The organism is Dactylosporangium thailandense (assembly GCF_059739745.1).
On record NZ_AP029195.1, the window covers coordinates 2,610,451 to 2,636,375 of the forward strand.

Genomic DNA, 25,925 nt, shown 5'->3' on the forward strand with positions numbered 1-25,925 from the left:
CGTCGGGCCGGTCAGTCGGTGCCGGCGCCGAAGCCGGGGCGGCCGGGCTGCCACTGCGGCTGGGTGTGCACGTTGCGGCGGGAGAAGCCGCGCTGCTCGATGAGCACGCGCTGCAGGAGGCGGCAGGTCTCGCTCTCCCCGGCGAGGTACGCCGCGCCCGAGCCGGCGGGCAGGTCCAGATCGGCGACGGCACGCAGCAGCACCCGGGACGCGACCGCGGACGCCCGGCCGCGGTGGACCCAGGGCAGGGCGGGCACGCCGTGGAAGCCCGGCATCTCGTCCGCCTCGCTCACGGACTCGAAGACGCCGAGCGCCGGGCGCCCCGGTGCCGAGCGGTGCAACGCGGCTCGCATGGCCAGGAGGGGTACCGCACCCGTCTCGTCCCCGGCGAAGACGTGGAACGCCGCCGTGTCGTCCAGCGTGATCTTGGTGCGCGGCGGCTCGAGCGTGATCCGGTCGCCGGGTTCCGCCTTGCGGGCCCAGGCGCAGCCCGGGCCGTCGGCGTCGTGCAGGGCGATGCGCAGCGACAGCAGGGAGCTTGCGGGGTCGTGGTGCCAGATGGAGTACACCCGGCGCGCCTCGCCGTCGTCGGCGGGCACCCGCACGACGAGGTGCGCACCGGGGCGGACCCGCAGGCGGGGCACGTCGGGGCCGACGAGGTCGATCTCGCGCATCGAACCGGTGACGTCCCGCACCTCCCGCACCCGCGCCGGCAGATTCGGCCGGGGGTTGCGCCGCGGGTACGTCACCCCGCGAGACTAGCAACCGGACGGCGCCCCGGCCCGCTACACGCAGCGACCAGCCGACGAGCTGCCGGATCGCCAGGATCGTCGCGGCGGGGCCGGTCCACACCTCCCGCGGGCTCAGTGCTGGACGAGGCCGCCGACCGGGACCGGCGCGACGTGCCCGGTGGCGGGCGTCGTCAGCGCCAGGGCGAGGCCGACGTCGACGAGCGACGAGCGGCGCAGGGCGGTGACGCCGGCGATCGGGGTCCAGGACGGTTCGGCGGTGTCGCCGTTGGGCTCGGGCCGCAGGGTGCCGCCGGCGACGCGGACCCGGTAGAAGATCCCGACGTTCTGGTGCTCGATGCCGCGGCGGGCCTCGGCGGGCGGGATCACGCGTGAGTCGACGCCGAGCAGGCGGTCGACCACGCCCGTGTGGCCGGTCTCCTCCAGCAGCTCCCGCAGCACCGTGTCGAAGGGGTCCTCGCCGTGCTCGACGCGGCCGCCGGGCAGCGTCCACACCGGGCCGCAGCGGGCGAGCAGGACACGGTCGGCCTCGATGCACAGCGCGTAGGCCGCCAGCCGGAAACTCATCCAGGGACGATATCTGCTAAGAACAGGCATGGCTTCGTTGCGCGGTGCCGGGCGGGGGATGGCGATCGCGACCGCGGTGTCGCGGGTCGCGGGGTTCGCGCGGATCGGGGTGCTCATCGCGGCGCTCGGGCTCGGGACCCGGCTGCTGGACACGTACAACGTGGCCAACACGCTGCCCAACGCGGTCTTCGAGCTCGTCGTCGGCGGGGCGATGGCCAGTGTCGTCGTGCCGTTGCTCGCGCGGGCGGCGGTCACCGAGGCCGACGACGGCGTCGTGTACGCGCAACGGCTGCTGTCGCTCATGGTGTACGGGCTGAGCCTCGTCACCGTCGTGGCCGTCGTCGCCGCGCCGTGGCTCGTGGACGTGTACGCGCCGGGCTTCACCGGCCCGCAGCGCCACCTCGCCGTGGTGTTCAGCTGGTACTTCCTGCCGCAGATCCTCGCCTACGGCGTCGGGGCCACGGCCGGGGCCGTGCTCAACATGCGCGGGCGGTTCGCCGCGCCCGCGTGGGCGCCGCTCGTCAACAGCCTCATCGTGATCGCGGTCGGCGGCGTGTACCTCGCGATCGGGGGCAGCACGCGGATCGACGGGCTCACGACGGTACACCTGATGCTGTTGGCACTGGGAACGACCGCCGGCGTCGTCGGGCAGACCGCGCTCGTCGTGTTCGCCCTCGCGCGCAGCGGCTTCCCGTTGCGGCTGCACCTGGACCCGCGGGGCATCGCGGTGCGGCGGATCGGCCGGCTCGGCGCGTGGGTGCTGCTGTCGGTCCTCGGGGCGCAGGTCATGCTCGCGGCGGCCACGCGCGCGGCGTCGCTGAGCGGGCCCGGCGGGGTCACGTCGTACCAGACCGCGTATGCGATCTTCCAGGTCCCCGTCGCCGTCATCGCGATGTCGGTGATGACCGCGATGCTGCCCCGCCTCAGCCGCAGCGCCGCCCGCCGCGACCACGAGCGCGTCATCGGCGATTTGTCCCTCGCGGTGCGGGTCGCGGCCGTCGCCCTCGCGCCGGCCGCCGTGGGCATGGTCGTGCTCGGCAGGCCGGTCGCCGCGCTCGTGTTCGGCCACGGCCGCAGTGTCACCATGCTCGGCGTCGTGGTGGCCGCGTTCGGGCTGGCGCTGCTGCCGTTCGCGGCGTACACGATCCTGCAGCGCGGCTTCTACGCGCTGCAGGACACGCGGTCGCCGGCCCTGATCACCGCGGCGGTCAGCACCGTCGGCGTGGCCGGCTGCGCGGCCGCCACGTGGCTGCTGCCGGCCGGGGACATCGTGGTCGGGGTGCCGCTCGCGTACGCCGCGGCGTACACGGTCGGCCTGGTCGCGACCGCGCTCGTGCTGCGCCGCCGCCTCGGCCGCATCGACGGGCACCGGATCGTGCGCACCCACGCGAAGGTCCTCGTCGCGGCGTCGGTGGCCGCCGTGGGCGCGGCGCTCGCGGGCGGCGTCATGACCGCGGTGCTCGCTGGGCTGGTCGGGCTCGTGCTGTACCTGGCCGCCGCGGCCGCGCTGCGCCTCACAGAACTGCTGCAGCTGCGCTTCTGATCCCTTCGCCACCAATCATGCGTGACCAGGCGATATCGTCGGCCGGTGTCGTCACCTCGCCCGGCCACCGCGACCGCCGCCGCATCCTGGGTCTGGCGGGGTCTGCGCGGCGCGAGGCGGCTCAGCGCCGGCCGCCCCGTGGCGCGCCCACGTGGGTCAGCGGCCACATCGGCGGCGAGTCAGCGCGTTTTTCTGGTCCGGGACACCGACACCGGCACGGCCAGCCGGGAAGCACCATCCCGTAGCCCAGGCCGATGCGCCGACGTGTTCTGGATCGGCGGCAGGGCAATACATTGACGAATCAGGATGGATGCAGGGGGTGGTGCCGGCGGGGCGAAGGCCCCGGGCGGTGCGCTCGGTGCCACGGTCGCTGACAGGCTGACGCCCTTCTGAGACGGTGACAGGTTGTCGCGGCCGGCCGGTGGCAGCTGATACCTGAATGAGCGGCTGGCCGCGTCGTAGCGCATCTTCCCGGTCCCGGAGTAGCGCTCGCCCCCGTCGTACCGCAGCGTCACGGCCAGGTCGGCGAGCCGGTGGCTGCCGGCATCCAGCTCGACGAAGACCTCCGGTCGCTGCGGCGGCTGCGGCGGGTCGCACGCATACGGGCCGATGGCGTCCGGCACGGCCCGGATCGACCGGACGGCCGCCAACGTCACCGGCGTGGACGTGGTGGCGGCGGCCGTTGCCGACGTCGTGGGGCGCATAGTGGTCGGCGGGGGTGCCCCCGTTGTGCCTGGCGTCCTCGGCGCTGGAGCCGGCTGCGCTTGCGGAGTGCACGCACCGAGCACGAGCACCAGCGCGAGCAGTCCCGCAGCCGCACCATACCGACCGGTGGGCGTCATCATGTGCCTCGACACGGGACGAGACTAGCGGCGGCGGCAGATCGGCACTGCCCCCGCGAGGGCGCCGGTCACCAGCTGTAGCGCGTGGCGATCGGGCGGTGCCGCTGCAGGCCCGACAACTGCCCGGTCGGCGCATTCCCCTACGCTTGGCGGGATGGTCGGTGCCGAGGAGTCTCTGCCGCGCGCGTCGCCTGCTGCGACCCTACGGCGGCGCCGGTGGCCGACCGTGCTGCTGTGGCTGCTGATCGCGCCGTTGGCGGTATGGGCGGCGGCGCGGGTGTTCGGTCTGGAGAGCGGCTACCCGACCATTCAGCTCGTCGCCTTCACCCCGTACGTCGCGGTGCTCTCGTTGGTGCCGCTGGCACTCGCGGTGCTGACGAAACGGATCTGGCCGGCGATCGCGGCGGTGGGGGTGGCGGTCGCGTTCGCCGCGTGCGTCCTACCGCGCTGGATCGCCGACACCGATGCCGGGGTTCCGGCAGGGCCGACGCTGCGGGTGATGACCGTCAACATGCTGTACGGCCAGGCCGAACCCGACCAGATCGTGCGCCTCGTCCGCGACGGCGCCGTCGACCTGCTCGCCGTCCAGGAATACACCGCGGAAGGGCGTGCCGCGCTGCGTGCGGCCGGGCTGGAGGAGATACTGCCCGACGCGGTCACCTTTCCGCGGGCCGACGCGGGCGGGTCGGCCGTCTACAGCCGGTTCCCGCTCGCGGAACAGGGATACCGGCAGCTCGCCGGCGGCTTTATGCAGGCGCACGCCAGAGTGCGGGTGCCGGGCGCCCCGGAGGTGTACGTCGAGTCGGCGCATCCGTGTGCCCCGATGGGCCGTGCGTCGGACGCCTGTTGGCTGGCCGATCTCGCGGCGCAGCCGGCGGCGACCCCGAGCGGGCCGGTCAACCTGCTCATGGGCGACTTCAACTCGACCCTCGATCACAAGGCGTTCCGCCGGGTGGTGGCGAAGGGGTACCACGACGCCGCCGACCTCGCCGGTGCCGGGCTCTCCCCGTCGTGGCCCTACGACAACCGGTGGTACTTCCCGAGCGTGACGCTCGACCACATCCTCGCCGACAAGCGTGTCGGGGTGCGGAAGGTCGTGATCTATCGCGTCGCGGGGAGCGACCACCGGGCCGTGTTCGCCGAGCTGGTGCTCCCGAAGGCCGGCGGCTGACCATCCGCCGGCGCCCGTGACGGGCGGGTCGGCATGTGCACGTTCACCTGGCCGGGCCCGCCGACGTCGCCCGCCGTGGCGTGGATGTGCGGCCTCGCGTGGGCGGTCGGCGGGGCGCCGTACCGCACAATGGACGGGTGGATCTCCCGGCACTCGTCGCGGCGATGAACGACCCCCGGCCCGAGGAGCGGGCAGGGGCTGCGCTGGCGATCGACGAAGCGGTCCTCGCCCGGCTGATCCGTGCGGCCGAGCACCCGCGCGCCTTCGACCATGCGTGCCGCACACCGCCCGGCCGCTGGCCGCATCCGGGCACGCCGCACGATGCGCTGATCACTGCGGTCTGTGCGCGGGTGAGCGACTTCCGGCGCCTGCTGGAGGCCGCCTTCGCCGCTGCCGAGCTGCGCGACTTCTCGTTCGCGCCGTACCTGCGGGTCGCGTTCCCGGCAGGCCTGGCCTTCGATGAACCCACCCTGCAGCAGGACCGTTTCGCGCAGGCGCTCACGGCCCGTGACGACGTCTGGGCCGAGGGAGCGCGAGTGGTCTTCTCGGCGGCCGGCCTGCCCCACGACCGCCACCGCTGGCAACAGATCCGGATGCCCGAGGATCCGCTCGACGTCTACAGTTCGGCGAGGATCCTGGTCACCGACAACTACACCCGATTGATCCGCCGGTCCCCGCGCTCGTGGATCGGCGTGGAGCGCACCGACCCCCGCCTCCCCGCGGTGGTCCTCGAGGGCCTGCGGCGTGACGGGCTGCGGGCCGAAGTGCAGGGCCCGTTGCGGATCGCGGTGACCGGGGGCCCCGACGTGCCACAGTTCGACGCGGAGGACCTCGTCACCGGCGCCATTCCCGGCCCGGAGCGCCACTTCGGCCTGCGCTGGGCCGCGGCGTTCAGCCTGTGGGTCACCGTCGACCAGTGGGACGACGGCGTCGCGTACCGGCAACGGTTCATCGATGGCGTACCGGTGGCGCCCCGCGAAACACTCGGCCCCACCGATCGCGACAACGGCTTCCACATCGTGTTCGACCTCGACGAGGAATGGCTCCCACCCAACGCCTCACTCACCGGCACGCAAGGGCTCCGTGATGGGCCGTGAAGACGTGCGAGCGCCCCCGGCCGGAATACTCAGGCCGCGCCGCAGTACTTGCGATCGTCCGGGACGGTGATGTCGAGTTCGGCCTGCAATGAGCGGATGTTGAGCGAGAACGCGACCCCGCCGCACTGGTACCGCGCGACCAGCCCGTCCGGGGCCACATGGACATTGTTCGCCAGCCACTGGACCGCGCCGCCGACCGCCGGGTCGTTGCTGGGGAGGGCGGCATTGCCGCACAGCTTCAGGTAGCCGATTTCGACCGGGGTCAGTGGGGTCGTCCCGGTCGAGTTGGCCTCGCACCGGACCGAGTACACGACCTGGTGGGCATGCTCGACGGTGAGCCGTCCGGCGGCGCTGCCGGGCTGGTCGGTGAGCATCGGCATGCTGAGCGTGTGCGTGCCAGAGGTGTTGGCCCACTCGGGGCCCGCGGTGAAACGTTGCGCCTCCATCAGCTGATCGAGCGTGACCGGCAGCCGCCGAGCCGGGTCACACCCGTAGTCGTGCAGGTCCAAACAGGACGACCGGCTCGGGGCCGGCGACCGCGGCGCAGCGTCCTCGGCCGCCCGCTCAGCCTCCGCTCGATGGCCGGAGTACACCTGGATGCTGATGAAGACCGCGGCGATCGCGAGCACCACGAACGCGATGGCACTGGCGACGAGCAGGATGGGAAAGGGCCGCCCGACGCCCGGAAGCGGCTCGTCGTCGTTGTCGCCGTCGTCGATGATCTCGGGTTCCGCCACGGTGCAGTTCATACCACGGCCGCCGCTGCCGTGATGTCCCTCGTGTCGTGAGTCGTCCGTGCGCGTGCTTTGCGATCCGGGCGCGGACTGCAGCGGATGCGACCGCGCCGCTTGTTCGAGGTGTTGGCAGGGCTACCCCTCTGAGCATCTTGCCGTGGCTGGGACGGCGCCTGCGCGATGTGGCGTGGGATCATGCCCGAGTGCCGGCCGATCACGTTCTTGCGGCGTTGCCGAAGGCTCACGTACATGTCCATCTCGACGGGGCGATGCGCCGCTCGACGCTGCTGGAGTTGGCCGACCGGGCGGGAGTCGCCGCCGTCCTGCCCAGCGGCTATGGCTCCTTCGCGGCGTTCACCGACACCATCACCGCCGCGGCCGCGTGCCTGCGCACGCCGGCGGACGCACAGCGGCTGGTCCACGAGATCGTCGAGGACGCCGCGCTCGCCGGGGCGGTCTGGGTGGAGCCGTCGATGTGGCCAGGCCTGTTCGGTGGGCGCCTGGGCACTGACGCCGACGTCCTGGACGTCGTACTCGACGCCGGACGCGCCGCCCAGGATCACTACGGCGTGGGCTTCGGACTCGTCGTGGCGGCCAACCGGAACCGCGCCACAGCGGAGCCTCCGGCGACCTGATCGAATCGGCCCTGGCCGACATCGACACCTGGCTGCGGCACTGAGACCGGGTCGAGGCGCTGGGCGGCCGCCCGGCCGCCGCCGGCCCACGCGGTGGGCCGGCGGCGGCACGGGTCAGGAGTTCTTCAGGGACGACATCCAGCTACGCAGCTGGCGGACCTGGCGGTCGAGCTCGCCGCGGGCCTCGCTGGTGCCCGCGGCGGGCGAACCGGCGATCGCCGTGATCTTGTTGAGCGACGTGCCGGCGGCGTTGTAGTCCTGCCGCAGGTAGGCCGCCTGGGCGTTGTCGAGCAGCGCGGCGGCAGCCGTGGCGGACTCCGGCGTCAGGGCGCCGGAGGCGATGAACGTACGGGTCTGCCGGAAGGTCGAGCAGTTGGCGTCGCTCTGCCCGGCCGTCCAGTTGATGCCGGCCAGCAGGATCTGGGTGAACGGGTCGCGGCTGTACTGCGCCCGGTCGTGGCCGAGGATGAGCGAGAACTCACGGCCGCCGTCGTACTCCTGGCACCACGCGATCGGGTGGTCGCCGCCCATGAGCGGCAGCGGGTTGGTCGCGGCGTTGCCGCTGTTGAGGCTGCGGCGGTACGACTCTTCGTCGAGACTCAGCAGCGTGTGGACCTCGGCCCGCGGGTTATGGTCGAAGTTGTACAGCTCGTCGATGGTCAGCCAGGTCTTCGGCAGGTGTGCGGTGGCCGCGTTCGTGCTGTCCTCGGTGTTGACCCGCACGTTGATGCAGCTGCCACAGGTGCCTTCGCCGTTCTGCCCGCCCGGGTGGTTGGTGAACCACGCGCCGACCAGGTCGCGGTACCAGGGGACGTTGTGGATCGCGTCGGACGCGCCGTGCAGCGCGACGTAGCCGCCGCCGGCCCGGATGTACTCCTGGAACGCGGCCAGCTCGGCGGCGTTGAGCGCGTCCGCGCTCGCCGGGCTGTTCGCGTTGGTCCCGTCGACCGGCGAGGAGAAGACGATGGTCTTGTACTTCGCGAGGTCGGCACCCGAGGTGAACGGCGTGCTCGCCAGCGACGCCGGGGCGAGCCGAGGGTCCCAGATGTCGACGTCGAATCCGTGCTGCTGACCCCACTGCTGCACGAGCAGTGCGGTGTCCGGGATGTGGTCGTGCCGGAAGCCCTTGGTGGCCGAGAAGTACAGGATCCGGAACTTGGCCCCGGGGAAGCTGGTCGACGCCGCGAGCGGAACGACGGGCGCGATCGGGTCAGGCCCCGCGACGGGCGTGACGATCATGCCGGTCTCCGGATCGCCCGGCAGCTCACCGGCGACCTGCTGCTGCAGGTAGCGGGCATCGCCGACGAGCGTGTCCCGGACCTGGCCGGACTGCGACCCGCCCTGGGCGGTGGCGACGAACTGGTTGAGGGCTCGCTTCGCCTGGTTGGCGTTGCCCGCCCCGGCGAGGCTCGCCGCCTCGTTCAGCTTGGCGTGCAGGCCGGCCGCGAGGCCGGCATCGATCGAGCCGTCGCTCGCGAAGCCGTCGATGAGCGCGCCGAGCTCGCCGAACGACGTGGTCACCACGAACGTCTGGTCGAACCGGGCCGCGTTGCCGGCCGCGTCGCTGGCCACCACGCTGATCGTGTGGGCGCCCGTCGACAGGGTCGAGGTTTTCACCGGCAGCGGGGTCGTCTCGGTCTGGTCGATCCACATCTTCTGGATGAAGACGCCGCCGGAGCCGGGAGCGGGATCCGTCCGGGTCGGGATCAGCGTGGCGGTGTGGCCGACCTTCCCGGCGACGATGCCGGGCCAGCTGACGACCGGGGCGACGGTGTCGATCCGGACGGTGATGGTGCGGGTCGTCTCGACCGAGTTGTCACCGCTGACGGCGCGGTACCCGACCGTCGTGGAGCCTTCCTGCGTGATCTTCACCGACCCGGCCAGCGCGCCGGGGTACGGGGCGCCGGCGGCCGCCGCGGTCTGGAAGGGTGCCGTGTTGCCGAGGCGGTATTCCAGGCGCTGTACGCCGCCGACCCCGTCGGTCGCGGACAGGTTCAGCGTGACCGGTCCTCGGTACCAGCTGTTGGTGCCGGTTGCGACAGCCGGGGTGAGCGTGGCCGTCGCGCTGGCCGGCGCGGCCCATGCCGATGAGGCGAGGACGAGCGACCCGGCTGAGATGGACGCGACCGGCAGGGCGACGGCGACCAGGCAGCGGACCAGACGACGACCAGGGTCTCTGGCCTCGAGGGCGGTCGAAGGGTGACTGGACATGCACTTCCTTCCAGTTCCGTGTTGGGACGCGAAGGCAGGCCTCGACGAGCGAGGCGCGCGTGGCGACCGGCGGACCCAACGTCGGACGTGGGTCAGGGTGTTGCCGGCTCGCCGGTCGCGTCGCTGCTTCGAGGCGTCCCGGGGGTGTGGGGGGCTGGAGAACGATGACCTTGAACGCTCGGTCGGCAAAATCGTAGCCCAGAACAAAAGTAATTAGTAATTGTTTCTAACTTTCATTCTTTCGAGCAAAAGTTTTCGCCATGTTTCAAAACGCCAGGTGGCCGTTCCTAGTCGCGCCAGGTCCGAGGCATACCGGCACGGCGAGGCGGGCGAGGCCGGGGATGTCGGGGCCTCGCCCGCCGTTTCCGGCGCAGGATGGCGGCAGGCCGCGGGGGCCGAAGGTCGCGCACGTCATCGGTGCGCGCCGCGAAGTGCGCGTTGGCGTCGCCGCGGGGGAGGGCTACGCCGCCGACGCCCTACCGCGCATGCGGCAGGCCGTACTTGTCGGACCACGCACGTTTCAGGTCGTCCTCGTTCCAGTGCCCGAACGTGTAGGCGGGCGAGTCCACCGGCAGCGCCCGGTCAACCCGGATCAGTACTGCCTCGTGACACGGATAGTCGGGTCCGTGGGTGTCCAGGACCCACTGGCGGGACGATGCGTACACGGGGTCGCCCTCGCCGCGAAGCTCGGCGCTTCCCCTGAAGCGATAGCCACGCCTCAGGAGAAAGTCGACCACGTTCACCTCGAGCCGAGGGTCGCGCCGCAGGTTCGCCACCGTCGTGGGCGAGGCCATGTTCATGAACACCAGATGGTCATCGTCGTAGACGCGCAGGGAGCCTTTCGGAGAGAGGTTCGGGAAGCCGTCCTCGCAGACCGTCGCCACGAACGCGAGCCTCGCGCTGTCGATGATCTTCCGCATGTCCTCCGTGATGATGCCCACCGCTGCCCAGCCCTTCATGCCGCACCTGCGTGTCCGCGCTGCGGTACCCACATTTTCGGGGATCCCGCCACTTCTCACCCTGGGCGCGCGGGAAGGGCCGCCGGCTGAGTGGCACGCTCGGCAGCGTCGCACGGTGCGAACGTCACCGGCTCTGCATCTTTCGGACATTGTCGATGTCTTGGCTCGCCGCGGCCGAGGTGCCCGCGCCGAGCCGCTGGAGGTGTTCGGCCGGCGGTGGCGACGGCCGCCGATGCCTCGCTGTCTGGCCGGGTATGCCGGGCCCGGACGACGCTGGTCGCGCGCACGCTCTCTATTCGGTCCAGTGTGCCCCGAACAGTGCCCAGAGGTGGGGGTACCGGAGGGCCAGTGCGTCGGTGTTCATGCGGGCCCACTGTACGTCGTATGGGTTCGGGTCCATGCGCACGCGGACACCCCGCTCTTCAGCCAGTACGTCCCGGATGTCACCGTCGATGTCGGCTCGCCGCTCCCCAATGTCGCAGGCGATGTACTCGAGCGATTCCCACGTGGGATAGTCATCGTCCGACCATGGTCGCGCCAGGGCGGCCAGCCGCTGGACCTCGGGAACCGCGGCAAGACTGTCCGGGTCGGCGATCGCAGCGTCATACGCGTCCCGGCCGAGCCCGACCAGCCACATCTGGAAGTAGTGGAATCCGTCCGTACTGCAGTGCCCGTGCATGATGATGTCGGCCGCCCGCCAGAGCCGGTAGGTGTTGGCAGCCTCCCGGGTCCCGGCGAGATGCTGCACGAAGTCGAGCAGGTGAGACCGGGAGATCCGCCCCAAACCCCGACTCAGGAAGTCCTCACGCTGAGCCGGCGTCGACCCAGCACGCGCCGATCCTTCTATGAAGCTCCAAAAGTCGTCCGCGTCCACACGACGAGCCTAGATCGGCGACACCAAGCCAAGGTCGCAACCAGCGACCCCGCACCAACGACGGCAGATGCAGGCACGATCCTGACGGGACGGCAAGCCGCGGGGCAGATCGCTTCAGATGATGCGATCGTCCACGATCTCTACCGTCAGATGGGGCCAAGCAGCGAGGGTCAGCCGAACCAACTCGGGCGCTGACACCAGCCGTGCCGTACCGAGCGCTGCGTCGGCGAGGAAACGCACGGTCGTCCCTGTCGCGTCATTGACGGGAACAGGGAGCATATGCCGCCTGGAGCAAACCTCGCTGGATGCCGGCGAACTTCGGCCAGGTGCTCGGCATCCACGTTGCTCCGCCAATCATGCGTTGTGTTGCGCCACGGCATCCTTGAGTCGCCCACTCGGGAATTGTCCCGGCCGAGCCGCCAGCCGGGCCATCACGTTCTGAAGCGCGCGGTCAGCGGCCAGAAGAGCGCATCATGGCCGGAACGCCATACTGGTGTGGTGACGGCATGGTTCGACCAAGCGTCGGCTGAAGCGGCCGAAGCGCGCGGTGACTGGGCCACGGCGATCGCCATCGTCGGTGAGTTCGCCGAGTGCTACAGCCCCGACTGCAACCGACACAACGCGCACCTGTGGCATATGGATCTGCTGGTGAAGGCCGGACTGCTGAGCGAGTTGGTCGATCAAGCCGAAATCGACGTGCACGCACGGCGCCGGCTGGACAGGTTCTTTTTCGAGGCGGGCCGCGACGGCGAACTTCGTGAGCGTGCCCAGCGCGGCGACAAGACCGCCCTGTACCTCCTGGTGCGCCTGCTTCACGGGCGAGGCGAGCACGAGGCCGCCGTGCAAGCAGTCGCCGACATCGACGTGACGGATACCTACGCCGGCGAGTTGGCGAATCGGCCGCCGGTGATCGGGTAGGGCTGGGAGGAGCCCGACCCACGTGGCTGGCAAGCGACCGTACGGCGCACTGTCATCGGCATGTCCGCGAGCTGGCGACTCAACGTGCCGTGTCGTTCCGTAGCGAGCTATCGCAGCAGATCCGCGCAGCTGGTCGTGGCTGGGCTGATCCCCTCGAGTCCGGTGCCGTCCAGTGCGTACATGGAGGCGTCGCGTGCGCGGACCTCGACGCGACCGCCGAGGAGGCGCCCGGCCTGGCCGACGTTGTTGTGGCGGGCTTGGTGGCTGACGGCATCGTGAGCGCCGAGCGCACCGACTGCGGGCCGGGCGCGGACGGAGGCCATCCGCCTGGCTCACGCTATGCGGAGGCGTTCGACGGCCCCGGCTACGGACTGCTCACCCTGGGCTGGAACGGCCTGTTCGCGTGGTGGGGCCGCTCGGTAGTTGACACTGGCCAGGGAGGCGGCGAGGTCGGCTGCCCCACTGCGACGCCATCGAGTCCTACCACGAGCCGCTCGGCGCCGCGTTCATCGAGGCGATCGACGCCTGGTACGCCCAGCGGCCGAGCGACACAGTCTGCCGGCACTGCGGCCGGACCATGGGAATCAACGACTGGCGGTGGACAGACGGCGTCTGGGCCTTCGCCGATCTGGGCCTGACGTTCTGGAACTGGCCACCGCTGCGCAACGACTTCGTCGCCGGCATCGGCCGCCGGCTGGGCCACCGGGTGCGGCTCGTCGCCGGCAAGCTCTGAGCGCGCACTCGATCGAGCGACGACCGGCCAGCATGCGCGACCGGCGGCAGATCCGCGTGGCTCACGAAGTCTTTCAACACGTGCCGTTTCCGTTCCCGGGCGGCAGATTCCCGGCCGAACTCGGTGCCACGGTGCAGCGGACGGTAGCCGACGGTGAGCTGCCCGCGCTCACGGTGGTCCCGATCAACAAGAGCCCCGGCCGTGACTGGCGGCCGGGGACTCGGGGCCGCGCGGCCCTCGGTTCAGGAGTTGGTGAGGTCCGTGGACTCGCCGGTGGCGGGGTCGACGGTCTCCTCGTAGACGCCGTCGCCGTCGGCGTCGATCGCGATGAGGTCGACCTCGCCGTCGCCGTCCGTGTCGGCCTCCAGCACGTTGGCGCCGTCGTCGAGAGTGTAGATCTTGGCCTGGTCGACGACGCCGTCGCCGTTGAGGTCCTTGTCGTCGAGGGTGACGTACTCTTCGCTCATCTTGAAGTGGTCCTCCAGTCGCAGGTGTGGTGAAGCGTAGCGGCCACGAAGGGCCCCGCTCCTTCGGGTCCGGCGGCTGTACGCCGGCCTCCCAGGACACCAGGGTTGCGCCGGCCGGAGGCTTGCCGAGGTCGCCGCCAGACCCCTCGGACCTGAGGGACCCAGCGCCGACATCCGCCTGTCGGCAGAGTCAGCTCGCAACCCGACGTCAGCCAACGTCGATGCCGGCCGCCTTGTCGGGGCGCTGCTGCATCGCATCGGGCATGACACCGTCAGCGGCCAGAAGCGTGCACCCGCTCACCTCGGTCCCCAGGCGGCGATCGCCTCCTGGGGAGACGTTGCGGCCGCGCATCCGGTGACGCGGTCCGCCCACCCGCGCACGATGTCGCGGAGTTGCGCAGGCTCCCGCACGACGAAGGGCAGTCCGAGCCCGGCCAGCACGCCGGGAATCCAGTCGAGTCGCTCCGCCCGCAGCCGGACGAGAACCCACTCCGGGCCGTCGCCGGCGTCGGGTTCGACGCTGGCTATTCCGTGCGGCAGACGCGCCCGTACCTCGTCGGTGGTGCCCCGCACGGCGACGGTGACCTGATGCCGCCACGGCGCGCCGGCCAGGCTCGTCAGGACCACGTCGGCGGGCTGGAAGCCCTCGGGCACCGCGAAGGTGCCGGGCGCGATTCGTACCTCCACGATGCGGTCGAGCCGGAAGGTGCGCAGTTCGCTGGACGCGGAGTCGGTGCCGGTCACGTACCAGCGCCCGGAGTGCGTCACAAGCCCGTAGGGATGCACGGTGCGCTCGCTGCGGCGTCCGGTGCGGTCGATGTAGCCGATGACCGCGGGCCGGTACTGCCGCGTCGCTTCCGCCAGCCGCAGCATGACCGAGGCCTCCGGCGTCGGCACCTCGCGCTCCGGTGCGGTGAAGTCCGTGGTCGCCAACAGCGCGTCGAGCCGGGAGGCCAGCGCCTTCGGCAGCACCCTGCGCACCTTCGCGGCCGCCGTTGCGGCCGCTTCCCGCGAGGTCGGCACCAGGCCGGCTCGGCGGCCCGCCACCAGGCCGAGCAGGACGGCAAGCGCTTCCTCATCGGTCAGCATCAGCGGTGGCATCCGGAATCCGGGCGCCAGCCGGTATCCGCCGTAGCGGCCGCGTACCGATTCGAGCGGCACCTCCAGATCAAGCAGGTGCTCGGCGTAGCGGCGTACGGTGCGCTCGTCGACGCCGAGGCGTTCGGCCAGGTCGGAAACGGTGTGCGTGCCGCCGGCCTGGAGGATCTCGAGGAGGGCGAGCACCCGTGCGGTCGGCCGTGTCATGGTCAGATTCTTCCGCAATACCGGGCGGATCGTGCCCGGTATCGGGCCTAGCGTCACCTCATGAGATTCGCGTCAATCCGCATCATCACGGACCAGGTCGGCCGTCTCACCGAGTTCTACGAGACAGTCACGGGCCAGACCGCCCGCCGGTACACGCCTGACTTCGCTGAGCTCGTCCTGCCGGGGGCGACACTGGCGATCGGCGGCACCGCAACGGTCAAGCTCTTCGGCGAAGGCTCGGCCGAGCCGGCCGCCAACCGCACGGCGATCATCGAGTTCCGCGTGGACGATGTCGACGCCGAGTTCGCCCGGCTGCGCGAGACGATCGGCGAGTTCGTGCAACACCCGACGACAATGCCCTGGGGCAACCGATCACTGCTGTTCCGCGACCCCGACGGAACGCTGGTCAACCTCTTCACACCGGTCAGCGCCGAGGCGATCGCCCGGCAGCAGCACTAGACCGTCGTGCCCGCCGTCCCCGGGCGCTTGAGCGACGCCCGGGGACGGGGCTGCCCATGCGGGTGACTTTGCCGGTCGTCGGCAATCGCGGCGCCGCGAGGTTGCCGACCGCGGCCCGTGCGTTCCGGCGGCCGGGCGCCGATGCTGGAGGTTCATTCTGGTACGGCGCACGGGGGTGGTGACGATGACGACTGGCGTGACCGCATGCCGCCGTGCCGCCGTCGCCCCGCCGCGACAGCCGGGCGGCCACCGCCCGCCGGCCGGCTCCAGGGCCTGACGCCGCCGCCGTCGAGCCGTCGCTGCTCGGTCCCGGCCCCGCCGTCATCCGGAAATCTCCACCGCATTCGCGTGTCCGAAGGGAGCGCTCGTGTTCACCACACTCGAAAGGCCGGCCGAGCCCACGGCCGTGGGTGTCGACCTCGGCAGCGCCGGCACCCGGATCTGGGCATCCGGCTGCGGTACCGTGCACGTCGCCAACCCCGCCGCGCGAGGATCGGGCCCGGTCGTCCGCGGCCGCATCACCGACCCGGAGACGATGCGGGCCCTGCTGTCGGGCCTCGTGGACGATCCGCGCCGGCCGTTCCCGCCCGGTGCCGTCGTCGTGGCCTGCCGGCCCGTGGGCGGCGACGCCGGGGTGGAGCCGGCCCTGCGCGAGGTGATGACGACCGTCTTCGCGCCGCAACGGCTGCTGCTCATCGACACGGTGCGCGCCGCCGCGATCGGCTCCGGCGTCGCCCCCGGCCCGCTGCTGATCGCCGACGTGGGCGCGCACCTGACCGAGGTCGCCGTGCTCGTGGGCGGCGTGACCATCGCGGCCCACCGGCGCGACGTCGGGCTGCACGACCGCACCGGCGCCACGGACCCCGACGCGGCGATCGTCGCCGCCGTCAGCGATCTCATCGGCCAGGTGCGCCGGTCGCGGCACCGGCCCGAGGCCGTCGCGGCGGCGGTGCGCGGCGGCCTGCTGCTGGTCGGCGGCGGCGCGTCCCGCCCGGGCCTGGGCGCGCGCATCGCCGGTGCCGCCGGCATCGCGGTGCGCCGTCCCCCGGCACCGCAGCTGACGGCCGTGCGGGGCGCGGGCCTGGCCGCGCTCAGCGCGATGCGCCGAAGCGCCCCGCGGCCCTGACCGGCCCGTGCGCGACCGTCGCACCGAGGCACCACATCACCGAGCAAAGGACGAGACATGAGCGTTGACATCGATGCGACCGAACGGGACCGGCTCGCCGAGGTGCGCGCGGCGCTGACCGCGGACCTCGCGGCGCAGACGACCCGGCTCGAAGAGCTGACGGAGATCTCCGCCGACACCGGCGACCCCGGCGAGGCGCTCAACCAGGAGGCGCTGGCGGCGGCCGCCCGGGTGCAGATCGAGCGGATCACCAGCGCGCTGCGGCGGATCGCCGAGGGCAGCTACGGCCGGTGCGAGCACTGCGACACCACGATTCCCGCCGAGCGGCTCGCGATCCTGCCCCACGCCCGGTACTGCGTGCCGTGCCAGCAACGCCGCAACGGCTGACCCGCCTGCGGTCTACACTGCCGGTGACCGGCAACCGAGGCAGCTCATGCCGGCGGGGGAGGTGAGCGGGGGCGTGGCCGGCAACAGCCGGCGGCGACAGTCCGCCGTGACCGAGCCCCAGCCGGCCTGGCTGGCGGAGGTGGCCACGGCCGCCTCCGCCGACGCCGGCGGCGTTCCGGTCGAGCTGCTCGGCGACTACCTGCCGATGCTGGCCGACGCGGCGGTCAGCGGACGCCGGCCCAGGCGCGCCGAGCTCGACGCCGTGGGCCGGCTCGGCCGGCAGGCCGCCGAGCAGGGCATCTCCGCCGGGCGGGTGGTGCAGCTGTACCTGTCGGCGGCGCAGCGGCTCTGGCAGGACCTGCCCATGGTGGCGCGCTCCCGAGACAGCGAGTTCGTGCGCGCCGCCGCCGCGGCCGTGCTGCACGTCGTCGACGACGCGGTCGCCACCCTCGCCGACGGCTACGCGGTCGCGCGCCGGGACCTGATCCGCCGGGAGGAGACGCTGCGCCGCGAGCTCGTCGACGACCTGCTGCGCGGCGACTCCGATCTCGGCAGCCTCGTCCAGCGGGCCGAGCCGTTCGGGCTCGATCTCGCCCGGGTGCACCAGGTCGCGCTGGCCGCACCGGTCCGGCGGCTGCCGGACACGGACGCGGCGATCAGCGCCCTCGAGGCGGTCATCTTCGACCGGCTCGGCGACCGCGACGTCCTGGTCGCCACCAAGGAGGGCCTGCTCGTCGTCCTCGCCCCGGCCGAGGCCACAGCCGCCGGCCGCACCGCACCGGCCGGCCAGGAGGACGACCTCGGCCGCCTCGTGCACGGCGAGCTCGACCGCCTGCGGCACGGACGGCCCTGGCGGGTCGCGGTCGGCCGCCCGCACCCCGGCCTGTACGGCATCGCCCGCTCCTACGAGGAGGCCCGCGAGGCGCTGGCCATGGCCGGGCGCCTGCACACCGACAAGAGCGTCATCACCGCCCACGACCTGCTGGTCTACCGGGTCCTGCTGCGCGACCAGCCGGCCATGGTCGACCTCGTCGTCGCCGTGCTCAGCCCGCTCGAACGGGCCCGCGCCGGCGCGGGACCGCTGCTGGACACGCTGGACGCCTACTTCGCCACCGGCGCCGTGGCCACCGAGGCGGCGAGACGGCTGCGGGTGTCCGTGCGCACGGTGACGTACCGCCTGGACCGGATCAGGACCCTGACCGGCTATGACGCGACCGATCCCGCCCATCGGTTCACCCTGCAGGCCGCGGTGCTCGGCGCGAAGGTCCTCAACTGGCCCGCCGAGACGCTGCCGGGCACCGCGTAGCCACCGTGCGGCACCGCGGGCCGCGGGCCGGGCATCAGCCGGAGAAGGCCTTGCGGTAGTCGCGCGGCGGCACACCGCGGCGGCGGACGAACTGCTCGCGCAGCGTCGCGGCGGTGCCGAAGCCGACGCGGCGGGCGACCTCCTCGATCGACAGGTCGGCCGTCTCCAGCAGCTCCTCCGCGCGGTGCAGCCGCAGGCTGAGCACCCACGCGTGCGGCGTCGAGCCGGTGGCGGCCGCGAAGCGCCGGGCGAAGGAGCGCTGGCTCATCAGCGCCCGGCCGGCCAGCGTCTGCACGGTCAGCGGCCGGTCGAGGTTGTCGCGGGCCCACGCGAGCACCCCGGCCAGCCGCTCGTCGTCGCAGTCGACCGGCACCGGCGCCGTCACGTACTGCGCCTGCCCGCCGTCGCGGTGCGGCGGCACGACCATGTCCCGGGCGATCTCGTTGGCCACCGCGGCGCCGTACTCGCGGCGCAGCAGGTACAGGCACATGTCGACCCCGGCCGCGCCGCCCGCGCCGGTGACGATGCGGCCCTCGTCGACATAGAGCACCTCCGGCAGCACCGTGACGGCCGGAAACCGCTCGGCCATGGCCGGGGCCCACCGCCAGTGCGTGGTCGCCCGCCGCCCGTCCAGCAGCCCGGCCGCGGCCAGCACGTAGGAGCCGGTGCAGTAGCCGGCGACGGTCGCGCCCCGCTCGTACGCCGTCCGGATCGCCGCCAGCGCCTCCGGGGACGGCTCGAGCTCGAAGGCGTCCCAGGAGGTCACGAGCACGAGGTCGGCGCGCGCGAGCCGGTCCAGGCCGTGCTCGATGACCACCTGGAGCCCGCTGTCCGTCCGCACCGGGCCCGGCCGGTCGGCGCAGACGGCGAAGTCGAAGCCGGGGCTGCCCCGGTGCCGGCGGTCGAAGCCGAAGATCTCGCTGACGATGCCGATGCCCAGCGCGCCGGTGCCGTCGGCCACATACGAGGCGACGCTCGTGAATGGGGTACCCACGCCACCCATGATGGCAGAAATCCTGCGATCCTCTGCAGGTCTGCCACTGTTGACCGGCGGCGGCCGGGCGCAGGCTGAGGCCATGTTCGTCATCGACTGCCCCGCCCACCGATCCCGCATGCTGCTCTCCGAGCGCCGCATCCGCAGCCTGCGCAACACCGACACCGGCGTCGTGCTCGACCTCGAGTGCTACTGCGGCCACGTCGAACGAATACGGACCGGCCGCGCCGCCGGCATGGCCGGTACCGTGACGCCCGGCGGTGCCGCGTACGAGGCTGCGGGAGCGGTATGACGAAGGTGACGGGCACGGCCCTCGTGAACGCGATGCTGGCGGTGGCCGGCGCATCGGCGAGCTGATGTGCGTGATCGAGGACAGCACGCCCGCCGATCGTGAGCGGCTGGCCGATTTCCTCGAGGGGCGCGGCGATGCGCAGCTCGCGGCCTGGGTCCGGATCGCCTTCGACCAGCGGCCCGGGGGTCACCGGGTACCGTCCACCCGGTGACCCCCGGGCCGCCGGCTCCGTGCGCTGGATGGCGGCCCGCTTCGACGCCGGTGACCGTCCGACGATCGGCAGGGCGGGACGGGCCGGCCCCGGCTCGCCCTGGCCACCGCGCCGGACGTGACGACCGCGCACGTCGTCGCCCCGCCACGCCGCCGCGGCCCTGGCCCGCAACCCTGCTCGCAACGACGACCCGAAGGGAGCCCTCCGGGTCGCCGAGGCGTGCTTCTAGGCGTCTGCGCCGGTCCGGCTCAGACGTTGCAGGTGAAGTGGAACGCGGTGTCGGGGATGACCAGGTTCGTGCGGTCGGAGTCGAACACCTTCGTCGTGCGGTTGCCGCCGTTGAGCGCGGCCAGGAAGTGGTTGTCGTAGGTGCGGATGCCGACGTCGCCGGTGGCGAGGGTGAACGTCGAGAACTGCTCCCAGGTGCCGATCCGGGTCGCGTCGGTGTGCAGCACGTCGGGGACGGTGACGCTGCTCAGGCCGCCGCCGTTGACCGCCGTCACGTAGTTGCCCGACCAGGTACGCAGGGCGAAGTGGCCGAACAGGTCGCCCATCGGGACCTTCGTGAACCGCTCGTAGGCGCCGGGGACGCTCACGTTGGTGTGCATCGTGTCCGTGATCCGGCCGCCGCCGCCGACCGCGGTGACGTAATGTCGGTCCGCGGTCTGGATGTAGCAGGTGAACGGGTCCGTCGCGTGGGCGGCGGACGGGGCCACGAGCGTCGCCGCCACGGCCGCGGCGACGGAGACGGCCACGCCGAGCAGCTTGCCGCGAATCCTCATCGGTCCTCCTCATGGGCGCCGCAGTGGCGCCCTCGACCGATGCGCGTTCCAAGCCGTGCCATCGCGGCGATCTGTCCGATTCCCGGCAGGCCCCGGGATGTCCGGGCCGGCGTCAGCCCCAGAGCTGCAGGCCGGTCATGTCACCAGTGCGCGGCTTCGAGGAGGTCGTCGAGGATCGCCGCGGCGTCGTGGATCAGGGACAGGTGGCCCGCCTCCGGGTCGAGGTGGGCCCGCGCGCCGGGGATGTGCGCGGCGAGCCAGGCGCCGTGGGAGGGCGGCACCATGCGATCCTGGCCGCCCTGCCACACCTGGACCGGCGTGGCGATGGCGAAGAGGTCGAAGCCCCACGGACGCACGAACGCGAGGTCGTCGTCGCGCCAGCCGGCCGTACCGCTGGAAACGGCCGAACGAAAACCGGCGGCGACGGACTCGGCGAACTCGCCGGTGAGCGCGGCCGCGTCGACCGGCGGGGCGAGGCCGCCCAGCGCCGCGGCGACCTCGGACCCGGTCACCCTCGCCAGGGCGGACGCCTCGCGGGCGAGGAACGCCTCGAGCGTTTCGGGCCCGGCGATGGCCGCGCCGAACTCGACGATGTTCTCCGTGCCCATGCCGGCCATCCAGTCGAGGCCGGTCGCGTCGTGCGGCGCGACGCCGGCCAGGGTCGCCGCGGCGGCGCACCGGTCCGGCAGCAGCGCCGCGCAGGCGAGGGCGTGCGGGCCGCCGCCGGACCAGCCGAGGGTGACGAACTCGCCGTGCCCGAGCCGGTCCAGCACCTGCGCCACGTCCCCGGCCACGTCGGCCACCCGCCTTCCCGGCCGCGGCGTGGAGCCCGCGTAGCCGGGCCGCCCGCAGACGATCGTGCGCAGCCCGCGTTCGGTGGCCGGTTCGGTCAGCGACGGTACCGTTCGAGGCCCGGACGGCGTCCCGAGGTGCAGCACGAGCGGGCGCCCGTCCCGCGGCCCGGCTACGGCGACCTCCAGCGATCGCCCGTCCGCCAACTCGATGAGCACCCCGCCATCGTAGAGCGGCTCAGCGGCAGGCCCACCGGAAGGCCGCGCGCTGGTCGCCGTCGATCGCGATGCCGACCAGCGTGCCGTGCTCCGAGGCGCCGGTGATCTGCCAGCGCCCGAAGCCCTCCGGTGCCGGCACGGGCGTGGCGTCCGCATCCGTCCACAGGGTGACGGTCTGGGTGTCGGTGAGGACCACGGTGCCGTCGGCGAGCAGGCCGGCCGTGCCCACGGTCAGCGGGCTCTCCTCGATCGGCACGACCTCGCCGGTGCGCAGGTTCCAGCGTGCCCAGGTCAGCGGCGGTCTCGCGGCGCGCCGGCCGTTCGGCTGCGGCACCGAGCTGGCGACGTAGTTGACGGGGCCGGCCGCCCAGTCCCCGACGATGTCGACCGCCATCCCGCCGGGCTTGCCCGTGGGCGGGGGCAGGGGCCGGGCGGTGCCGTCGGGCGACCACAGGTACGGCTGCGGCGTGGCGCCCACGCTGCCCACGATGCGGCCGTCGGCGGCGATGCCGTACGCGGAGGACTGCTCGCCGTTCGGCGTCGCCAGCAGCTGCGGCCGGCTCCACTGCCCGTGCCGCCACACGACGGCGCGGAAGGTTTTGCCGGGCATGCGGGCGTCGCCCACCACGTCGCCGGTGTCGTTCACCGCCTGGGCCCGGACGTTCAGGGCGCCCTTGGGGCGGCCGAGCGCGACGGTGGTGCCGCCGTCGATGACGTACCCGTCGGCGTCGCTGTCGTTCTCGACGTTGCCGACCACCGTGCCGCTGCCGTTGACCCCGGCGACGTTGATCCTGGGCACGGCGGTGAACGTGCGCGTCCCGCCCGGCCCGGACACGACCACCGGCATGTCGCCGGTGGCCTGGCTGGCGGCGATGTACCGCCCGGAGCCGTCGACCACCACCCATGCCGTCGGGCCGAGCTCGGGCAGCGGCTGCGGCCCGCACGCGGAGACCGACGGCGAGGGCGTCGGGCCCACCGGGGTCGGCCGGGGCTGCGGGCGCTGCTGGGCGAGGGCGACGGCGCCGATGACGACCGCGACGGCCAGGCCGGCCCCGGCCGCGGTCAGGGCCCGGCGGCGGCGCACCCGCGCCCGGCCGCGCGCGATCACGGCGTGCTCGTCGACGCGGCTGTCCGGGACCGGCTCCCGGGTCAGGATCGCGAACGGGTTCTCGCTCATGCCAGGCTCCTCGTCGACGCGGTGTCCAGGCGGCGGCGCAGGGCGTCGAGGCCCCGGGCGGTGTGCGCCTTCACGGTGCCCTCGGCGAGCCCGAGGAGGTCGGCGACCTCGAGTACCGGAAGATCGCACAGAAATCGCAGCACGAGCACGGTCCGCTGCCGGTCGGGCAGCTCCCGCAGCGCGGCCCGCAGGAGCATCCGCTGCTCGATCTCGGGGTCGGCGGCCGCGACCGGCACGTCGGGCGGTGCGGCCCACAGGTGCACGCGCGCGAGCCAGCGCCTCCGGTCCCGCAGGCACTCGCGGACGACCATCGTGTGGACGTACCCGTCGAGGTTGGCGACCTCGTGCATGCGCGACCACCGCTGGTAGAGCACGGTCAGCGTGTGCTGCACCGCGTCGTCGGCCCGGTCCCGGTCGCCCAGCAGGTGATACGCGACGCGGTGGAGCCGTTGTTTGCGGCTCGTGACGTACTGCAGAAACGCTTCTTCCCTGTCCGGGCGCACGTGGTGGGTCCCCTTCCCTGGGCCGATCCACCCCCTTCGAGTCCGGCGGGCCGGAAAAGGTTTACCCGCCGGAGGTGACCGTCGCCATCCGGGCCAGGGTCTCGCGCATGGTCGCGGCGAGGTCGGTCGGCTCGGGCCGGCTGACCCAGGTGCCGAAGGCGACCCGCACGACGACGATCCCCGTCTCCGCGGTCAGCGTCGCGTCGGGCTCGGGCACCCCGCGGCGGCGCAGCCCATCGGCGAGGGCCTCCGACAGGGTCGCCATCTTGATGAGTTCCCGCTCGTACAGCTCCGGGTTCGCCATGATCACGGAGTGCCGCCGCCGCGCGTGGGCGTGATGGCGCCCGAGGAACCCGGCCCCCGCGTCCAGGGCGGCCACGACCGCCTCGAGCGGCGTCGCCGACGCCGGGGCGGACTCCAGCGCCTCGACGAGACCCTGCTGCAGCTGCTCGGAGCCGGCGAAGAGCACCTCGCGCTTGTCGGCGAAGTGGCGGAAGAAGGTGCGCGCGGTGACCCCGGCGCGGGCGGCGATCTCGGCGACGGTCGTCTGCTCGAAACCGCGCTCGACGTACAGCTGCAAAGCCGCCTCCCCAAGGCGGCCCCGCGCATCCGGTTCCCAGCGTCCCACGTCACACATCCTAAGCCATGTCACACGATGACATGACTGTGCTAGCGTCGTGATGTCATCAAGTGACATCGTCTTTGTTAGGGGACTGCCATGCGCATCTTCGTCACCGGCGCCAGCGGCTGGATCGGCTCCGCCGTCACCGCCGAGCTGCTCGGGGCCGGGCACCAGGTCGTCGGCCTGGCCCGCTCCGACGCCGCCGCCGCGACCGTCGCGAACCTGGGCGCCGAGGTGCGCCGGGGCACGCTGGACGACCTCGACGTCCTGCGTGCCGGCGCCGCCGACTCCGACGGGGTCGTGCACCTCGGCTACAACCACGACTTCTCCCGCATGGCGGACGCCGCGCAGACCGACCTCGCCGCGATCACCGCGCTCGGCGAGACCCTGGCCGGCTCCGACCGCCCGCTGCTCATCGCCTCCGGCGTCGCCGGCCTGCCCGGCAACCCCGCGACCGAGCGCGACGCCGCGGACCCGAGCGGCCACCCGCGCATGGCGAACGCGCTCGCCGCCCTGGCCTTCGCCGAGCGCGGCGTGCGCACCGGCGTGATCCGTTTCGCCCCGACCGTGCACGGCGACGGCGACTACGGCTTCGTGTCCGTCCTGGTGGGCGTGGCCCGCGAGCGGGGCGTGTCGGCCTACATCGGCGAGGGCGGCAGCTGGCCGGCCGTCCACCGCCTCGACGCCGCCGCGCTGGTCCGCCTGGCCCTCGACAAGGCGCCTGCCGCATCGGTACTGCACGCCGTCGCCGAGGAGGGCGTGCCCACGAAGGAGATCGCCGAGGCGATCGGCCGCGGCCTGGACCTGCCGGTCAAGTCCATCCCGGCCGAGGAGGCGGCCGCGCACTTCGGCTGGATCGGCCCGTTCTTCGGCCTCGACTCCCACGCGTCCAGCGACTACACGCGGGAACTGCTCGGCTGGACCCCGACCCACCCGGGCCTGCTCGCCGACCTCGACGCCGGCTCCTACTTCAGGCGCTGACCTGCTCGGTTGCAGTTTCCGGAATCGGATCGGCGGCCGTTTGGCGGTTCCTACGCTGGGTAACGCCGAGCGCTCCCACCCCGCTCTTCGTGGATGCGCTCGGCTCACTCCTGCCCTTCGTCAGGGAGGCCGCATGTCCACGAGCCACGCCGTGAAGCATCGTCTCGATCTCGAAGTCCCGGCACCCCAGGTCGTGCAGGCCCTGCCGATCCCGGGTGTCGTCCAGGAACAGTCCATGTGGTGCTGGGCCGCCTGCGCGGTCATGGTCACCGCCTTCCGGGGAAACCCGATGCCGCAGTGCCAGGCGGCGAACCACTTCTTCAACGTCACCGACTGCTGCCAGTACCCGCAGCACTACAACGTCGGCCGTTCCGCGGAGCAGTCGAAGAACTTCTACCTGGGTCAGGGCTACACCAACGCCGGCCTCGTCAACTGGGCCCTCACCTTCTCGGTCGTCCAGCAGCTGATCGGCCGGAACCTTCCGATCGAGGCCACCATCGACTGGCGCGGCTCCGGCTCCGCCCACGCCGTGATCGTCCACGGATGGGCCGTCCTCCAGGGCAACCAGTACGTGTACGTCAACGACCCGGCCAACGGCGCGCAGGTGGTGCTGTATGCACACCTGGTCAACGGCTACGGGTACGGCAGCTGGCAGCAGTCCAACTACGGGATGTGAGGGACCTATGTTCGCAGTAGCCCAGCCCGATGAGGACATCCTGGCCGAGGTGGCCGCGGCCGCCGGCCCCTGGCTCGGCTCACTCGTTGAGGACGAGCGCCGCCGGGCCGTGGCCGTGCTCGACGAGGCCTACCCCTGCTGGGTGCTCGGCACGGATGCCGTCCGCGCCGCGGCCCTCCTGACGTCCGACGGTGATGCGCTGGCCCGCGTCGCGCAGGACCTCGGCCAGTGGCACTACCAGATCCTGCTCGACGGTGAGCCGGCCGCTTTCGCCCGCGCGTACGGGCGGATCGTCCCCGAGACGCCGGTCGAGGTCGGCGTCGTCGGGTACTCCGACGTCGCCAAGGACGTCGCCGACTGTGTCGCCTGGGCGCGCGAGCACGCGCCGGACGGCGCCCAGGTCCGGCTGCTGCTGGCGCCGCCCTGGCACGTGACGGCCCTGTGGCTGTCCTACCCGGACGGCTCGCGGGTCGTGGTGGCCCGCAGCCCGGAGTCGGTGCGCGGCCTGAGCCCGCAGACGCTCCACACCGGTGCCGACTTCCTCCGTGCCCTCGCCAGCGCGGCGCCGAGCCAGCGCTGACCGACATCGCCGCC

30 protein-coding genes are annotated in these 25,925 nt (G+C 72.6%); 15 read left to right on the plus strand and 15 right to left on the minus strand.

All coding sequences use genetic code 11. From position 1 onward, the window contains the following. Positions 1-11: 11 nt before the first annotated feature. Together AC6JBM_RS11610 and AC6JBM_RS11615 are read right to left on the minus strand one after the other, a co-directional pair. The gene (locus AC6JBM_RS11610) at positions 12-749 is read right to left on the minus strand and encodes a siderophore-interacting protein (RefSeq protein ID WP_497983601.1); all 738 of its coding nucleotides are present in this window, start codon (positions 747-749) and stop codon (positions 12-14) included. A gap of 114 nt (positions 750-863) precedes the next feature. Then, positions 864-1,316 (minus strand): NUDIX hydrolase, encoded by a 453-nt coding sequence (locus AC6JBM_RS11615; protein WP_497983602.1) that lies wholly within the window; start codon positions 1,314-1,316, stop codon positions 864-866. A 58-nt stretch (positions 1,317-1,374) separates the two neighbouring features. Between AC6JBM_RS11615 and murJ the strand changes: the two genes are divergently transcribed. Further along, a complete protein-coding gene (gene murJ, locus AC6JBM_RS11620) occupies positions 1,375-2,859 on the plus strand; it encodes a murein biosynthesis integral membrane protein MurJ (protein ID WP_497986444.1) in 1,485 nt (494 codons plus the stop codon). Positions 2,860-3,038: 179 nt separating this feature from the next. Here the strand turns inward: murJ and AC6JBM_RS11625 are convergent, their stop codons facing one another. Then, positions 3,039-3,482, minus strand: a complete 444-nt coding sequence (locus AC6JBM_RS11625) for a hypothetical protein (protein WP_497983603.1) — start codon at positions 3,480-3,482, stop codon at positions 3,039-3,041. Positions 3,483-3,927: 445 nt separating this feature from the next. Here AC6JBM_RS11625 and AC6JBM_RS11630 point away from each other — a divergent pair, with 445 nt between their 5' ends. Both AC6JBM_RS11630 and AC6JBM_RS11635 read left to right on the plus strand, forming a co-directional pair. Next, entirely contained in the window at positions 3,928-4,872 is a 945-nt protein-coding gene (locus tag AC6JBM_RS11630) for an endonuclease/exonuclease/phosphatase family protein (RefSeq protein ID WP_497983604.1), read from the plus strand. A 137-nt stretch (positions 4,873-5,009) separates the two neighbouring features. Beyond that, positions 5,010-5,969, plus strand: coding sequence for a hypothetical protein (locus AC6JBM_RS11635; RefSeq protein WP_497983605.1), 960 nt, complete (start codon positions 5,010-5,012; stop codon positions 5,967-5,969). Between the two features lie 29 nt (positions 5,970-5,998). Here AC6JBM_RS11635 and AC6JBM_RS11640 read toward each other — a convergent pair whose 3' ends face one another. Next, complete coding sequence (locus AC6JBM_RS11640) at positions 5,999-6,706, minus strand: hypothetical protein (protein WP_497983606.1); 708 nt, start codon at positions 6,704-6,706, stop codon at positions 5,999-6,001. A 200-nt stretch (positions 6,707-6,906) separates the two neighbouring features. On the opposite strand from AC6JBM_RS11640, the gene AC6JBM_RS11645 reads away from it, so the two are divergent. Next, positions 6,907-7,338, plus strand: a complete 432-nt coding sequence (locus tag AC6JBM_RS11645; protein WP_497983607.1) for an amidohydrolase family protein — start codon at positions 6,907-6,909, stop codon at positions 7,336-7,338. 114 nt (positions 7,339-7,452) lie between these two features. Here AC6JBM_RS11645 and AC6JBM_RS11650 read toward each other — a convergent pair whose 3' ends face one another. The 3 genes from AC6JBM_RS11650 to AC6JBM_RS11660 form a co-directional block, all read right to left on the minus strand. Next, positions 7,453-9,549: a ThuA domain-containing protein gene (locus AC6JBM_RS11650; protein ID WP_497983608.1), complete on the minus strand. Its 2,097-nt coding sequence runs from the start codon at positions 9,547-9,549 to the stop codon at positions 7,453-7,455. A 476-nt stretch (positions 9,550-10,025) separates the two neighbouring features. Continuing rightward, positions 10,026-10,508: a pyridoxamine 5'-phosphate oxidase family protein gene (locus AC6JBM_RS11655; RefSeq protein ID WP_497983609.1), complete on the minus strand. Its 483-nt coding sequence runs from the start codon at positions 10,506-10,508 to the stop codon at positions 10,026-10,028. A 292-nt stretch (positions 10,509-10,800) separates the two neighbouring features. Beyond that, complete coding sequence (locus AC6JBM_RS11660; protein ID WP_497983610.1) at positions 10,801-11,382, minus strand: DUF4240 domain-containing protein; 582 nt, start codon at positions 11,380-11,382, stop codon at positions 10,801-10,803. Positions 11,383-11,880: 498 nt separating this feature from the next. On the opposite strand from AC6JBM_RS11660, the gene AC6JBM_RS11665 reads away from it, so the two are divergent. Then, positions 11,881-12,300, plus strand: a complete 420-nt coding sequence (locus AC6JBM_RS11665) for a hypothetical protein (protein ID WP_497983611.1) — start codon at positions 11,881-11,883, stop codon at positions 12,298-12,300. Between the two features lie 577 nt (positions 12,301-12,877). Next, entirely contained in the window at positions 12,878-13,033 is a 156-nt protein-coding gene (locus tag AC6JBM_RS11670) for a hypothetical protein (protein ID WP_497983612.1), read from the plus strand. A gap of 242 nt (positions 13,034-13,275) precedes the next feature. Here the strand turns inward: AC6JBM_RS11670 and AC6JBM_RS11675 are convergent, their stop codons facing one another. Continuing rightward, the gene (locus AC6JBM_RS11675) at positions 13,276-13,500 is read right to left on the minus strand and encodes a hypothetical protein (protein ID WP_344619174.1); all 225 of its coding nucleotides are present in this window, start codon (positions 13,498-13,500) and stop codon (positions 13,276-13,278) included. Between the two features lie 297 nt (positions 13,501-13,797). After that, positions 13,798-14,805, minus strand: a complete 1,008-nt coding sequence (locus AC6JBM_RS11680; protein WP_497983613.1) for a helix-turn-helix transcriptional regulator — start codon at positions 14,803-14,805, stop codon at positions 13,798-13,800. 60 nt (positions 14,806-14,865) lie between these two features. On the opposite strand from AC6JBM_RS11680, the gene AC6JBM_RS11685 reads away from it, so the two are divergent. From AC6JBM_RS11685 to AC6JBM_RS11700, 4 genes are all read left to right on the plus strand, one after another. After that, the gene (locus AC6JBM_RS11685; protein ID WP_497983614.1) at positions 14,866-15,264 is read left to right on the plus strand and encodes a VOC family protein; all 399 of its coding nucleotides are present in this window, start codon (positions 14,866-14,868) and stop codon (positions 15,262-15,264) included. A gap of 367 nt (positions 15,265-15,631) precedes the next feature. After that, entirely contained in the window at positions 15,632-16,390 is a 759-nt protein-coding gene (locus AC6JBM_RS11690; protein WP_497983615.1) for a rod shape-determining protein, read from the plus strand. Positions 16,391-16,447: 57 nt separating this feature from the next. Continuing rightward, entirely contained in the window at positions 16,448-16,777 is a 330-nt protein-coding gene (locus AC6JBM_RS11695) for a TraR/DksA family transcriptional regulator (RefSeq protein ID WP_350616919.1), read from the plus strand. A gap of 46 nt (positions 16,778-16,823) precedes the next feature. Next, a complete protein-coding gene (locus AC6JBM_RS11700) occupies positions 16,824-18,083 on the plus strand; it encodes a PucR family transcriptional regulator (protein WP_497983616.1) in 1,260 nt (419 codons plus the stop codon). A 34-nt stretch (positions 18,084-18,117) separates the two neighbouring features. Here the strand turns inward: AC6JBM_RS11700 and AC6JBM_RS11705 are convergent, their stop codons facing one another. Beyond that, positions 18,118-19,077, minus strand: a complete 960-nt coding sequence (locus tag AC6JBM_RS11705) for a GlxA family transcriptional regulator (RefSeq protein WP_350616917.1) — start codon at positions 19,075-19,077, stop codon at positions 18,118-18,120. Between the two features lie 82 nt (positions 19,078-19,159). On the opposite strand from AC6JBM_RS11705, the gene AC6JBM_RS11710 reads away from it, so the two are divergent. Both AC6JBM_RS11710 and AC6JBM_RS11715 read left to right on the plus strand, forming a co-directional pair. Further along, positions 19,160-19,369 carry a hypothetical protein gene (locus tag AC6JBM_RS11710; protein WP_497983617.1) on the plus strand — a complete coding sequence of 70 codons (210 nt, stop codon included), beginning with the start codon at positions 19,160-19,162 and terminating at the stop codon, positions 19,367-19,369. Between the two features lie 70 nt (positions 19,370-19,439). Continuing rightward, positions 19,440-19,580: a hypothetical protein gene (locus tag AC6JBM_RS11715; protein ID WP_497983618.1), complete on the plus strand. Its 141-nt coding sequence runs from the start codon at positions 19,440-19,442 to the stop codon at positions 19,578-19,580. Positions 19,581-19,828: 248 nt separating this feature from the next. On the opposite strand, the gene AC6JBM_RS11720 is transcribed toward AC6JBM_RS11715, so the two are convergent. The 5 genes from AC6JBM_RS11720 to AC6JBM_RS11740 all read right to left on the minus strand — a co-directional run bounded on the left by AC6JBM_RS11720 (position 19,829) and on the right by AC6JBM_RS11740 (position 23,680). Next, positions 19,829-20,362, minus strand: coding sequence for a fascin domain-containing protein (locus AC6JBM_RS11720; protein WP_497983619.1), 534 nt, complete (start codon positions 20,360-20,362; stop codon positions 19,829-19,831). Between the two features lie 140 nt (positions 20,363-20,502). Further along, complete coding sequence (locus tag AC6JBM_RS11725; protein WP_497983620.1) at positions 20,503-21,372, minus strand: alpha/beta fold hydrolase; 870 nt, start codon at positions 21,370-21,372, stop codon at positions 20,503-20,505. 19 nt (positions 21,373-21,391) lie between these two features. Continuing rightward, a complete protein-coding gene (locus AC6JBM_RS11730; RefSeq protein ID WP_497983621.1) occupies positions 21,392-22,549 on the minus strand; it encodes a hypothetical protein in 1,158 nt (385 codons plus the stop codon). After that, positions 22,546-23,052 (minus strand): SigE family RNA polymerase sigma factor, encoded by a 507-nt coding sequence (locus AC6JBM_RS11735; RefSeq protein ID WP_497983622.1) that lies wholly within the window; start codon positions 23,050-23,052, stop codon positions 22,546-22,548. The genes AC6JBM_RS11730 and AC6JBM_RS11735 overlap by 4 nt, the downstream gene beginning before the upstream one ends. A gap of 61 nt (positions 23,053-23,113) precedes the next feature. Next, positions 23,114-23,680 carry a TetR/AcrR family transcriptional regulator gene (locus AC6JBM_RS11740; protein WP_497983623.1) on the minus strand — a complete coding sequence of 189 codons (567 nt, stop codon included), beginning with the start codon at positions 23,678-23,680 and terminating at the stop codon, positions 23,114-23,116. A gap of 90 nt (positions 23,681-23,770) precedes the next feature. Here AC6JBM_RS11740 and AC6JBM_RS11745 point away from each other — a divergent pair, with 90 nt between their 5' ends. The 3 genes from AC6JBM_RS11745 to AC6JBM_RS11755 all read left to right on the plus strand — a co-directional run bounded on the left by AC6JBM_RS11745 (position 23,771) and on the right by AC6JBM_RS11755 (position 25,911). Then, positions 23,771-24,655: an SDR family oxidoreductase gene (locus AC6JBM_RS11745; RefSeq protein WP_497983624.1), complete on the plus strand. Its 885-nt coding sequence runs from the start codon at positions 23,771-23,773 to the stop codon at positions 24,653-24,655. A 133-nt stretch (positions 24,656-24,788) separates the two neighbouring features. Continuing rightward, entirely contained in the window at positions 24,789-25,331 is a 543-nt protein-coding gene (locus AC6JBM_RS11750) for a C39 family peptidase (protein WP_497983625.1), read from the plus strand. Positions 25,332-25,338: 7 nt separating this feature from the next. Continuing rightward, on the plus strand, positions 25,339-25,911 hold the full coding sequence (locus AC6JBM_RS11755) for a hypothetical protein (RefSeq protein ID WP_497983626.1): 573 nt from the start codon (positions 25,339-25,341) through the stop codon (positions 25,909-25,911). Positions 25,912-25,925: the final 14 nt, after the last annotated feature.

Bases quoted from the DNA above. Each gene is read 5' to 3' on its own strand.
- AC6JBM_RS11615 (WP_497983602.1), bottom strand. From the start codon at position 1,316: ATGAGTTTCCGGCTGGCGGCCTACGCGCTGTGCATCGAGGCCGACCGT.
- murJ (WP_497986444.1), top strand. From the start codon at position 1,375: ATGGCGATCGCGACCGCGGTGTCGCGGGTCGCGGGGTTCGCGCGGATC.
- AC6JBM_RS11650 (WP_497983608.1), bottom strand. From the start codon at position 9,549: ATGTCCAGTCACCCTTCGACCGCCCTCGAGGCCAGAGACCCTGGTCGT.
- AC6JBM_RS11655 (WP_497983609.1), bottom strand. From the start codon at position 10,508: ATGAAGGGCTGGGCAGCGGTGGGCATCATCACGGAGGACATGCGGAAG.
- AC6JBM_RS11670 (WP_497983612.1), top strand. From the start codon at position 12,878: ATGGGAATCAACGACTGGCGGTGGACAGACGGCGTCTGGGCCTTCGCC.
- AC6JBM_RS11675 (WP_344619174.1), bottom strand. From the start codon at position 13,500: ATGAGCGAAGAGTACGTCACCCTCGACGACAAGGACCTCAACGGCGAC.
- AC6JBM_RS11680 (WP_497983613.1), bottom strand. From the start codon at position 14,805: ATGACACGGCCGACCGCACGGGTGCTCGCCCTCCTCGAGATCCTCCAG.
- AC6JBM_RS11685 (WP_497983614.1), top strand. From the start codon at position 14,866: ATGAGATTCGCGTCAATCCGCATCATCACGGACCAGGTCGGCCGTCTC.
- AC6JBM_RS11695 (WP_350616919.1), top strand. From the start codon at position 16,448: ATGAGCGTTGACATCGATGCGACCGAACGGGACCGGCTCGCCGAGGTG.
- AC6JBM_RS11700 (WP_497983616.1), top strand. From the start codon at position 16,824: ATGCCGGCGGGGGAGGTGAGCGGGGGCGTGGCCGGCAACAGCCGGCGG.
- AC6JBM_RS11710 (WP_497983617.1), top strand. From the start codon at position 19,160: ATGTTCGTCATCGACTGCCCCGCCCACCGATCCCGCATGCTGCTCTCC.
- AC6JBM_RS11720 (WP_497983619.1), bottom strand. From the start codon at position 20,362: ATGAGGATTCGCGGCAAGCTGCTCGGCGTGGCCGTCTCCGTCGCCGCG.
- AC6JBM_RS11730 (WP_497983621.1), bottom strand. From the start codon at position 22,549: ATGAGCGAGAACCCGTTCGCGATCCTGACCCGGGAGCCGGTCCCGGAC.
- AC6JBM_RS11745 (WP_497983624.1), top strand. From the start codon at position 23,771: ATGCGCATCTTCGTCACCGGCGCCAGCGGCTGGATCGGCTCCGCCGTC.
- AC6JBM_RS11750 (WP_497983625.1), top strand. From the start codon at position 24,789: ATGTCCACGAGCCACGCCGTGAAGCATCGTCTCGATCTCGAAGTCCCG.
- AC6JBM_RS11755 (WP_497983626.1), top strand. From the start codon at position 25,339: ATGTTCGCAGTAGCCCAGCCCGATGAGGACATCCTGGCCGAGGTGGCC.